At 60.7% G+C, this 11,090-nt stretch carries 8 protein-coding genes; 4 read left to right on the forward strand and 4 right to left on the reverse strand.

Going from position 1 to position 11,090, the window contains the following annotated elements:
• The coding region (locus ACYVDE_RS07070) for an NAD(P)/FAD-dependent oxidoreductase (protein ID WP_460500784.1) at positions 1–892 on the reverse strand (892 nt) is incomplete at its 3' end.
• Between the two features lie 175 nt (positions 893–1,067).
• Between ACYVDE_RS07070 and ACYVDE_RS07075 the strand changes: the two genes are divergently transcribed.
• Positions 1,068–1,457 (forward strand): T9SS type A sorting domain-containing protein, encoded by a 390-nt coding sequence (locus tag ACYVDE_RS07075; RefSeq protein ID WP_460500785.1) that lies wholly within the window; start codon positions 1,068–1,070, stop codon positions 1,455–1,457.
• A gap of 80 nt (positions 1,458–1,537) precedes the next feature.
• On the opposite strand, the gene ACYVDE_RS07080 is transcribed toward ACYVDE_RS07075, so the two are convergent.
• The 3 genes from ACYVDE_RS07080 to ACYVDE_RS07090 form a co-directional block, all read right to left on the reverse strand.
• Positions 1,538–1,711, reverse strand: a complete 174-nt coding sequence (locus ACYVDE_RS07080) for a hypothetical protein (RefSeq protein ID WP_460500786.1) — start codon at positions 1,709–1,711, stop codon at positions 1,538–1,540.
• Positions 1,712–1,862: 151 nt separating this feature from the next.
• A complete protein-coding gene (locus tag ACYVDE_RS07085) occupies positions 1,863–4,742 on the reverse strand; it encodes a PAS domain S-box protein (RefSeq protein ID WP_460500787.1) in 2,880 nt (959 codons plus the stop codon).
• Between the two features lie 86 nt (positions 4,743–4,828).
• Positions 4,829–6,187 carry a sigma-54-dependent transcriptional regulator gene (locus tag ACYVDE_RS07090; protein WP_460500788.1) on the reverse strand — a complete coding sequence of 453 codons (1,359 nt, stop codon included), beginning with the start codon at positions 6,185–6,187 and terminating at the stop codon, positions 4,829–4,831.
• A gap of 379 nt (positions 6,188–6,566) precedes the next feature.
• Between ACYVDE_RS07090 and ACYVDE_RS07095 the strand changes: the two genes are divergently transcribed.
• The 3 genes from ACYVDE_RS07095 to ACYVDE_RS07105 form a co-directional block, all read left to right on the forward strand.
• Positions 6,567–8,864 carry a T9SS type A sorting domain-containing protein gene (locus ACYVDE_RS07095; RefSeq protein ID WP_460500789.1) on the forward strand — a complete coding sequence of 766 codons (2,298 nt, stop codon included), beginning with the start codon at positions 6,567–6,569 and terminating at the stop codon, positions 8,862–8,864.
• Between the two features lie 269 nt (positions 8,865–9,133).
• The gene (locus tag ACYVDE_RS07100) at positions 9,134–10,021 is read left to right on the forward strand and encodes a DNA/RNA non-specific endonuclease (protein WP_460500790.1); all 888 of its coding nucleotides are present in this window, start codon (positions 9,134–9,136) and stop codon (positions 10,019–10,021) included.
• Between the two features lie 662 nt (positions 10,022–10,683).
• Positions 10,684–11,090 (forward strand): hypothetical protein (locus tag ACYVDE_RS07105; protein WP_460500791.1); only part of this gene is annotated, 407 nt, incomplete at its 3' end.

Consider the following 11,090-nt stretch of genomic DNA (forward strand, 5'->3'; position numbering starts at 1 on the left):
CCGCCAGCGCCGCGCCGTGCAGGGCCATGGCCATGCCGTTGCCGCACAGCGGCGTGATGAGGCCAGCCGCGTCGCCCACCATCAGCACGTGCTGCTCCACGGGCTGCTTCGGGGCAAAGGAAATTTCGTTGATGACTTCCGGCTGCGGGTACAGCACTTCGGCTGAATCCAGAATCTCGCGCAGGTGCGGGTTGCGGGCCAGCACCGCCCGCTCCATTTCGGGAATGGTGCCGTGCTGCCGCAGGTTGTCGCGCGTAGTGAGGTAGCAAAAGCACAGCTTGTCCTCCTCGATGGCCGAAATGCCGGCGTAGCCATCGGCAAAATTGTGCAGCGCAATCACGTTGCGCGCAAAGCCGGGCAGGCGCAGGTGGTACTTCACGCCGAGGTAGGGCGAGCGTCGGGCAAAAAACGGGCGTTGCAACTGCCGGTCGAGGGCAGCGCGCTTGCCGTAGGTGCCCAGCACCGCGCGGGCCGTCAGCTGGCGGCCGTCGGCCAGCGTCACGGTGTGGCAGTCGGCCGCGGCGTCAAATGCCACGTCGGTTACGGTGCTTTTCAGGTAAAACGTGACGCCCCGCGCCTCGGCCAGCCGGTACAGGAAATCATCGAGCAGGTAGCGGCTCACCCCAAAACCACCCAAATCGAGCGGGCTCGTGAGCGTGCGCCCGCCCGGCGAGCTTAGCAGAAATTGCGTGAGGGCGGCGGGGGTCAGTGCGGCTGGGTCGGCCCCGAGGCGGCGCAGGTAGGGCAGCACCTCGTTGCTCACGTACTCGCCGCACACTTTATGGAAAGGGTATTGCTTGCGCTCCATCACGGCCACGCGGTGCCCGCGGGCGCTGAGGTCGAGGGCGGCGGCGAGGCCCGCCAGGCCACCACCAATTAGGAGTACATCCACACAGTTGGTCGGCTAATAGCCGGTAATAATGGCGAAATTAGTTTGGTTTATCGAGGTTTCGATATATTCCTGGGGTCGCACTAAAAACGATTCCGTACCTTTGTCAACCAAAATTGAAATTTATCGTTAAGTTTCAAGCGCACTGCGCTTATTCTCAGGGGCACTAATTCTATTTATGATGCAACGCTACTTATTAACTCTACTCACCGGCGCGTGTCTGGGCCTGGGCCTGGCGCCGCTGCAGTCGGCTGCTCCGGCGGCGGCTGCCGTGGTGCGGCACCGCCCCGGCCAGCAGGCCAAGCCTGGTGATGAAAACAAAACGCTGCTCGTGTATCCCAACCCCAGCACGGGCATTGTGCACCTCACTATCAACAACCTGCAGGGCAAAAAGGTAGAGTTGAGCGTCCTGAACGTCATCGGGACGGTGATGTACCGCGAAACCGTTACGGAGCTCAACGACCGCTACACCAAGATGCTCGACCTGAGCAAATTTGCTAACGGCCTGTATTATGTGCGCCTCGAAGCCGAAAATACCAGCCAGATGTGCAAGCTGGTTATTCGCTAAGAGTAGCAGCATCCGGTTTCACCACCATAAAAAAAGCAGCCCGTGCGGGCTGCTTTTTTTATTTTTGGGCAAAGGGAAAACTAGCGGTTCCGCACCGGAACAGGTACCAGCATTTCCTTCACGTTAGAGGCGGTTTTGAGAGCGAGAATGGCCGTAGCAAGCAACAGGCCGAGCATGAAAATAAACATGATAGCAACAGGAATGACGGATGAATAATGAGCCGCACCGTCGGGGGCGGGCTTCTGGTGCTTCAACCCCAAAAACTACGGGCGGGTTTCAACAAGATTTGGGCATTGTGGCCAGACAGTTCAACTGCGGCGTGAATAGCCTCCCGGGATAGCGCGGCGAACTGCGTTGGCAAGCCCGGGAAGCAGGGTGCCGGCCGAAGCATCACGGCATTCGCGCCTATTGCTGCTCCGGAAACTCCTGGCGCAGGGCCGCCATCACCTGTTCGGTAGTGGCCCGCACCAGTGCCACCTGCTGGGCGGCATGTACGGGGTCGGGCGTCGCGTCGCCATAGGCCTCCACCTCACGAATGACGTGGCGCAGGCTTTCAACGCCCAGTCCGTCGAGCGAGCTTTTGAGGTGGTGGGCCGCGTCGCCCACGGCTTCCCATTGGGTCGCCGTCAAGGCTTCATCGAGGGCGGTGAGAATGGCGGGCGTGGTTTCGATGAAGGCCCAGGCTAGGCGTCGCACAATGGCTTCGTCGTGGCGCACCAGCTGGCGCACATTACTAAGGTTGTAGAGTGGTATTTCGGAAGGCATGGCAGGGGATTTGTGGAATGCAATAATGGGCTCAGCCACCTGATTGTGGCGAGCGAGCACGGTGCGAATGGTTTGGAGTAGCTGCTCCTCGCGGTAGGGCTTGGCCAGATAGCCGGCGAAACCGGCTGCCTGCAGGCGCTCGGCTTCGCCCGCCTGGGCGCGGGCGGTGAGCGCAATAATGGGCGTAGCGGCTTGGGCGGCGTTGGGGTGAGCCTGCAGGGCCCGGGCGGCCGTTTCGCCATCCATGCCCGGCATTTGAATATCCATCAAGACCAAATCGAACAGGCGATGTTCGAATAGTTGAATGGCCGCCGGGCCGCTGGCGGCCGTGGTTACCTGCCAGCCCCAGTTGCGCAACACGGTTTCGGCCAGCAGGCTGTTCACCAGGTTGTCTTCTACCAGCAGCAGGCGGCCAGCCTCGGGCACCAGCGAATCGGGGGCAGACGGGAGGTGGGCCGCAACCGTTTCGGTGGGGCTCAGCGGCAGGGGCAGGGTGAAGGAAAAAGTGCTGCCGATACCCGGCTCACTACACACGCGCAGCGTGCCACCCATCAGTTGTACCAGACCTTCGGAAATGCTCAGACCCAGGCCCGAGCCGCCATATTCGCGGTCGGTGCTGGCGGCTGCCTGCGCAAAGGGCTCGAATACCTTTTCCAGGGCTTCGGGCACAATGCCTACACCTGTATCATGCACCGTGAAGCGTAACCACACCGTATTTGCGGGCAAAGTGGCGTTGGGCGGCCCAGCCACCAGGCGGCAGCTGAGCACGACATGGCCAGCTTCGGTAAACTTGAGGGCGTTGCTCACCAGGTTGAGTAATACCTGGCGCAAGCGGTGCGGGTCGCCCAGCACCGGTGGTAGCGCCGTGGGCTTCTCGACCCGCAGCCGCAGGTTTTTTTCGCGGGCTCGGGGGCGCAGTAGGGCTGCGCACCCCCGCAGCAGCTCATCCGGGCTAAAAGGAGTAGACTCGGCCTGCAGCTTGCCAGCCCCCAGGCGGGCGGTGGTCAGCACGTCGTTCAGTACCATGAGCAGGTGCTCGGCCGACTCGCCCAGCAGGCGCAGGTAGTCGTGCTGGCTACGGCTGAGCGTGGTTTTGGCCAGCACGCTTGTCAGGCCCAGAATGCCGTGCAGCGGTGTGCGGATTTCGTGGCTCATGTTCGCCAGAAAATCTTCCTTGGCCTGCGCATCTACCTGGGCCGCGGCAATGGCGCTTTCCAGTTCCTGCTGCACGCGTTTGAGCTCGGTAATGTTGCTATCGACGCCCAGCACCTGCCCCTGCCCATCGGCCCCTATAAAGAGTCGCTTCACGCTGCTGAACCACAGCGTAGGGCCGTTTGGCAGTCGCACCGATTCTTCAATGGTCAGGTCCTGGCCGGTGCGCAGCACCTGCTCGTCCTGCTGCTGGTAACGGGCCCAGTCGGTGGCTTCTACCATCTGCGGCGGGGGCGTCAGCTGCCCGAGCTCGTTGGGCGTCAGACCAAAAACGGCAGACATGGCCTCGTTGGCCAGCAAGTAGCGACCGGTGTGGTCTTTCAGATACACGGGGTGGGGCAGGGCGTCGATAACCTGCCGAAACAGGCGGTGCTGCTCGGCCAGGCGTGCGGCCGCCAGTTGGTGTCGCTCATCGGCGGCACGGCGCTCTGTGATGTCTTCCGACACCCCCAGCAGGTTCAGCACCCGCCCCTGCGCGTCGCGCATGAAGGGGATATGCGTGGTGCGCAGCCAGCGCAGCGAGCCGTCGCGGTGGCGGAGGGCATACTCCACGCTGCGGGGTTCGCCAGTGGCCAGCCGGGCTACTTCGGCCATATGCGCGGCCATCAGCCGGTGCGACTCGGGCGGCAGCAAGGTCGCGAGCAGCTCGTCGCTGGCGAAGTCGGCCAATTCCTCAATTGTATACCCCAGCAGCTGTTCCGCATGGCGGTTGGCGTAGGTATTGCGGCGCTGGCTCAGGTCGTAAATCGTGAGCAGATTGGGCATCAGGTCCACGATGCGCCGCAACAGGTGGCGGTTGTGGCGCAGCTCGGCAATGGCAGCACGATGCCGGGTCACGTCCTCGGCGCTGCCCATCAGTTCGGTGGGGGAGGCACTGGTGGCCGTAGCATTCATGCGCAGCCGCAGGCGTAGCCAGCGCCAGCTGCCATCGCGGTGGCGCACGCGGCAATCCCAGCTAAATGCCTGCTGGGCGTTGAGCAGCTCCATCACATTATGCTGCTGCAACTGTGCCCGCGATTCAGGGTGCATCAACTCATCGGCTATGCTGCCGCCCATGGCCAGTAGCTCGGCCGCGCTGTAGCCCAACACGGTCTGACAATGGCGGTTGCAGTGCTTCATGCGCTGCTGCTCCACGTCGTAGGTGAAGAGCAGCAGCGGAACATGGTCGGCCAGCCCGTGGCTGAACGGGACTTGGTCTGGTGAGGTAGTGGTAGAAGGCAGGGCTGCGCCCAATACCGGAGCGGGCGTCCGGCGCAAGGCCGGCACAGCAGCCCGACGGGCCAGACGCGGATGACGAAAACGGCGCATAGGTAGAAAAGTACGGCAACCAGCCCAAAATAGCTTGCCGGCTGGTGGCCAATGCCTCGCCAATTACGGCACCGGGCGCGCGCCAATCAGCCTACCCGAAGCTCCTGCAGCTGAATCATTCGGTAAATGGTTGATTTGCCGATTTGTAGCCGGGCGGCTACGGCCAGTACATCACCGTTCAGCTCGTCGAGGCACTGCTGCACAATGGCTGTAGTTTGCTCGCGTAGCGACAAGCCGCTGCCCACGCCAACCAGCGCGCGGCCGGTTCGTAGCGGCAGGTCGTCGCCCATAATCTGCTCGCCATCCGTGAGCACTGTGGCTAGCTCCACTACCGCCTTCAGCTCGCGCACATTGCCGGGAAAAGGATGAGCCAGCAGGCGCTCGAGGGCGCTTGCCGAAAGCTGGCGTGGTGGCAGGTTGTTTTGGCGGCAAAAGTCGCGCACAAATAGCTCGGCCAGCAGCAGCACATCGTTGCCGCGCTGGCGCAGCGGCGGCAGAGTGATGGGCAGGCCCAGCAGGCGGTAGTACAGGTCTTCGCGGAAGCGGCCGGCCTGCACCTCGGTTAGCAAGTCGCGGTGCGTAGCCACCACAAGGCGCACATCGAACGGAATGGCCTGGTTGCCCCCCACGCGCGTCACCTCGCGCTCCTGTAGCACGCGCAGCAGCTTGGCCTGCAGCGGCAGGTCGAGGTCGGCAATCTCGTCCAAAAACAACGTGCCGCCAGTCGCTTCTTCCAGGCGCCCCACGCGCCGGGCCACGGCCCCGGTAAAGGAGCCCTTCTCGTGGCCGAACAACTCGCTCTCCACCAGCTCGCGCGGAATTGCGGCCATGTTTACCGCCACGAAGGGCTGGCTTGCGCGGTCCGACTGAAAATGAATGGCCTTGGCAACTACTTCTTTGCCCGTGCCGGTTTCGCCGCTCACGCTCACCGTAATGGTAGTGCGGGCCGCCTTGGCAATCAGCGTGCGCACCTGCTGCATCGAGGTGTGCTCGCCCAGCAGCGCCTGGGCAGCGCGGTAGCGGGCGCCCACCTGCTGGCGCAGCTGGTTGTTTTCGCGCCGCAGGCTGGCCTGCTGCTCTACCTTGCCCACAATATTCCAAAGGCGGTCGAGCGTGTTCTCGTCCTTCACCAAGTAGTCGTAGGCTCCCTGGCGCAGCATGGCTACGGCAGTGCTCACGTCTTCCTGCCCCGAAATAACCAGCACCTCGGTGCCGGGTAGCCGCTCCCGAATCTGCGTCAGTAGCTGCTCGCCTTTGGCATCGGGCAGCGAGTAGTCGAGCGTGATGAAATCAGGCTGTTCGCCCAGCTGCTCCAGGCAGGCCTTGGCGGTAGTGAAACGGTGGACGCTGTGGTTGGGATTCTGGCCCAGGCGGTGCGCCAGCAGCTCACCATACCACTCATTGTCTTCGACAACGAATATTTTGAAAGGTAGAACTAATGCCATGAATAATGCGGGGGAAAGGGGACCAGGGCGTTCAAGTAACTACAACAACCTTAGTAATTCATCGCGGAGAGGAACGTTATTACGGATAGATGCGGGTGTATTGGAAAAGTTATATTGCAAAAATAAAGCTTAAACTATTTAATGGGCAAATTTCAATGCTGAATCAGGTACGTACGAAGTGTATTGAAAAGCGGATTTAGTGGATATTATTAGAAAATTCTCATTATTGGACATTTTTCCCAAAATTAGAGTGAAAGAAGGTATAGCTAAAATAGTATCTGATTGATTGCCAGTTAGCCCGAGTCCTGCCAGCATAATGGCGACGGAATTGCAGAAATAGAGCAGTAACCACGCTTTTATCTCACTTTTTTTTCGGGTCATGCTTCCTTTCTCCGCTCTTAACCGTCGTTGGACTTTTACCCGCCGGGTAGCAGTCGTCATTTTTCAGGTCAGCTTAGTACTGCTCGGGCTGGTACCGGGAGCGTGGGCGCAAGCTACCCTGCCGGCGTATTATTCATCCGGAACTACCTACAAGGTCACGCAGCCTTCGCCGCAAGTATCGGGGAGCGGCAACGTTACTGCCGGCGGCAATGCTTCCGACAATGATTTCGCCACCTTCGCTACCCTGAAAGTAGATGCCACCGTTACCGCTACCGCTAGTGTGAATAGGCCCGTAGGCCTGCTGCTGAAGCTGACCGGCACCGCGCCGGCCGGCTACCGCGCCGGGGTGGTGCTCGCCAACACCGGCACCGGCCTGGCCAACGTGAGCGCATTGGGCACCGTGACCCTGCGCACTTACCTGAACGGCACCGAGATTGCCAACCGCCAGGAAGAAAAAGTAGTGCAGGCCACCGTGCTGCAGGCGCTGCTGCTGGGCGCCGGTACCCGCCCCACACAGTTGGAGTTCATCACCTCTAAGCCGTTTGATGCGGTCGAGATTGAGTTTGGCAGCGTGTTGAACATCGACTACACCACCAATATTTATTACGCCTACGGTGTGCGGCCGGGTATCCAGACGCGGGCCAGCGGCTATATTTCGCGCTTTGCCAACCTCACTGGCAGCGAGTATAAGGCAGAAAGTGCGTCGGGCGTGCTGTGCGCACTTACCGACGTGGTGAACCCGGCCAACGTAGCCGACAACGACCTGACCAACTACGCATTATTGCATAGCACGCTTACAGTGGCTTGCAACCCCACTTTGCGCGCTAAGCTGGCAGGATTGCCGGCTGGGGGCGCGCCAATCGGCTACTACGCAGGCTTCGTAATTGGGCAGCAAAGCCTGCTCGACGTGAGCTTGCTGTCCAGCCTCCAACTCACTACCTACCTAAACGGCGTGCAGCAGGACCAGGCAGGTGGCCTCGGCCTGCTTGCCTTATCCTTGTTGCCCAATAATAAAGCCCAGGTGTCGTTTGCCACCAGCAAAGCTTTTGATGAGGTGAAAATTCAGCGGGTAGGCGCGCTCACGGCCCTCGACGACTTGGAGGTATACTATGCTTTTGGGCTGGCTCCGGCGGCTTTCCAGGGCATCAACCCGGTGCTGTCCGATTTTGGTACGCCCCAAGCGGGTACCGATTATTTCAACAGCAGCCCGCAGACCGTTGGCGCAGGTATTGCGCTCAATGTCCTTGGGCAGGTTATCGTAACAACCTCCGTTACCCTGAGTTCGGTTTCGAACCCCGCTAACGCGGCCGATGACAACACCAGCAACTACGCGCAGTTGAATACTACCGGTACCAACCTGCTCACAGTAGTCAACACCGCTAATGCGTATCTGGAAGTGAAGCTCAACGGCACGGGCAAAGCGGGCAACCGCGTCGGCTTCGTGGTGGGCAACGGTGCGAACCTGCTCGATTTGGATGCCCTGCGCCGCATTACGGTGTCGACTTACGATGCCAACAACGTCATCATCGAAAGCAAAACCGGCGACGAGCTGCTGAACGTGCAGTTGTTCGACGGCACCCAGCGTAACCAGGTGTCTTTCCTGGCCTCGCGCGACTTCAGCTATGTGCGCCTCGATGTAACCAGCGCCGTGTCGGTAAGCTCGAACACCCGCGTGTACTACGCTTTTGCCGAAGATGTCCCCCTCATCTCGCTGCAGTACCCACTGCCGGTTGAGCTCATCAGCTTCGATGCCAAATGGACCGGCGGCGCTACCGACGTGCGCTGGGCCACGGCTTCGGAGAAAAACAGCAGCTATTTCCTGGTAGAGCGCTCTGCTACTGGCAACGGCGAATACCAGGCCGTGGGCCGCGTGGCCGCCGCAGGCAGCAGCAACAGCAGCCGTAGCTACCAGCTGCGCGATGCCGAAGCTGACGCACTCGGTGCCAACATTCTCTATTACCGCCTGCGGCAGGTCGATGTGGATGGCAGCGAAACCTTCTCGCCGGTTGTAGCGGTCAGCATTGGCAAGCAGGCCGGCCTGACGCAACTCGACGTGTATCCGAACCCGGCCGGGGCGGCGCAGGAAGCCCGGCTCGATTTCCGGAACCTGCCCAGCGGTGGAGGACAGCTCAGCACCTACGCCGAAACCGGCCAGCTGGTGAGCCAGGTGGTACTGACCGAAAATGCTGGTCGGGTGGCCCTGCCTTCCCTCCCGGCTGGCCTATATTATGTGGTGCTGCGCGATGCCGCCGGCCGCAAAATTGCTACCGAGCGATTGGTGGTGAGTGCGCACTAACCGAGCTGCGATTTTAGCGTGAAATACGCACTGTATAGCTCGAAACAGCCCTGCTGGCCTTGCCAGCGGGGCTGTTTTATGTAGGTGTTTTTCCTGAAATGAGATTTGTTCAGTGTTTCACTTCTGAAGAAAATTTGAAGGACAAAATTTTATTAATCAGCGAATTGTTATGATGGTAACATAGGCGTAACATTGCGGACGTGGTGGGGTAATCCCAGTGCGGGAATTTTGCGGCCACCACTTTAACCTTTTTCCCAAAACGTTTTTACATGAAGGTTACGCTTACCCGAATTGGCAGCTTTGCGCTGCTCGCCGCCCTGGCCGTTTCCTGCTCGCGCGTCGAGCCGGTAGCCCCCAGCCAGGACCCCACCGCCGCCACCGTGAACCAGGACGCCACGCGCGATAACAACCTGGCCATGGGCAACCCCAGCGGCGCCGTGACCGACGCCACCAACTATCCCAACAACTACCTGATGACCAAAACCCAGTACAGCCTGTCGTATAGCCGCGACAAGGGCAAGCCGAACTGGGTGAGCTGGCACCTGAGCAGCGCCTGGCTGGGCAGCACCCCGCGCCAGGACAACTTCTCGTCCGACGCCACGCTGCCCTCGTCGTGGTTCCACGCCACGAGTAGCAGCTACACCGGCTCGGGCTTTGACCGCGGCCACAACTGCCCCTCGGCCGACCGCACCGGCTCGGTGGCCGATAACTCGGCTACCTTCCTCATGACGAACATGATGCCCCAGGCCGCCAACAACAACCAGCAAACTTGGGCCAACCTCGAAAACTACGAGCGCACCCTCGTGAGCCAGGGCTACGAGCTCTACGTCATCTGCGGCAGCTACGGCAGCGGCGGCACCGGCGTGAACGGCTACGCCACCACCATCGCCAGCGGCAACATCACCGTGCCCGCCCGCTGCTGGAAAGTGGTGGTGGTGCTGCCCGAAGGCAGCTCCGACGCCAGCCGCGTGACCACCAGCACGCGCATCATTGCCATTGATACGCCCAATAGCACCAGCATCAGCTCCAGCTGGGGCAGCTACCGCACCACCGTCGACGCCATTGAATCGGCCACGGGCTACAACATTCTCTCGGCCGTGAGCAGCACTGTACAGGCCACGATTGAGTCGAAGGTGGACACCGGCCCCACGAGCTGATAGCGGGCTCAACCGTCGGGCGCGGCTCCCTTGCTACTAACCGGTGAAGAAGCTGCCGCTCAACCACAGAAAAGGCCATGAAATAGAGCATATTTCATGGCCTTTTCTGTGGTATGAACGAGGGGAAATAGGTTGGAAATTTCCGCACGCAAGAGCCAAAGGTACGGCGGCTTATGGCTGCAAAGCAATGCGTTACGAGGGGGTATAATTTTTTTGGCAGGCGAAGCTTGCCGCGAAATACCCGCTGATTAGCCAGTTAGGACGCAAAATGCCGTCCGAAAAACTTCGCACAATATAAAGTTAACATTACCGGAAGTTGGCCGGGTGTAATGCTTTCTTAATTTTGCATCGTGCTTCAGCCCAAACACCCGTTGATGAAGCGCGGGACCCTGCTCAGCAGCGACCCGCGAGAAGACCGGAAGGTCTGCGCCGCCAGCGGTTTTTATGATTTCACGGTCGGTTCTGCCGCCGTTTTTCGGGCTTGTTGCCCCGCTGCCGTTTCGGATTCCGAAACGGTTTTTTTATGCGCGTTTGGGTCGGCTGGATGCGTTATTCCGGCGCTGTCGCGCCGTTCAGTTCCTCAGGTTCACGCAAGTTGCTCCGTCCGGGGCCGGTATGCAGTCCGGCAACCGATGGCGAGCAGCTGCAAACGATAAAAAGCAATGAAACTCGGTGCCCTTACCCTACAAAACCCGGTGTGCCTGGCGGCCGCGCCCTGGGAACTCGACGGCGCTGGCTACGAGCAGCTCGGCGCGATTTTCACCAAAACCGTGACCATGGAGCCCCGCGCAGGCCTGCCCGGCGACGAAGGCATTCTGCAAGTGGCCGACCAAACTCTGCTCAACCGCACCGACCTGCGCATTGAAGGCGCCGAACTGCTGGTGCAGGAGCACCTGCCGCGCCTGCGCCGCTTCGGCGTGCCGGTATTTGTGAGCATCACGGCGCCAGGCGTGCCGGGCTTCCGCAAAATTGCGCGCTACCTGCAGCGCGAGGCCGGCGACCAGATTGCGGGCCTCGAAGTATACATCACCACGCCGCAGGGCGGCTCCGGCGCCGACGTGACGGCCCG

The organism is Hymenobacter agri, from assembly GCF_054778495.1.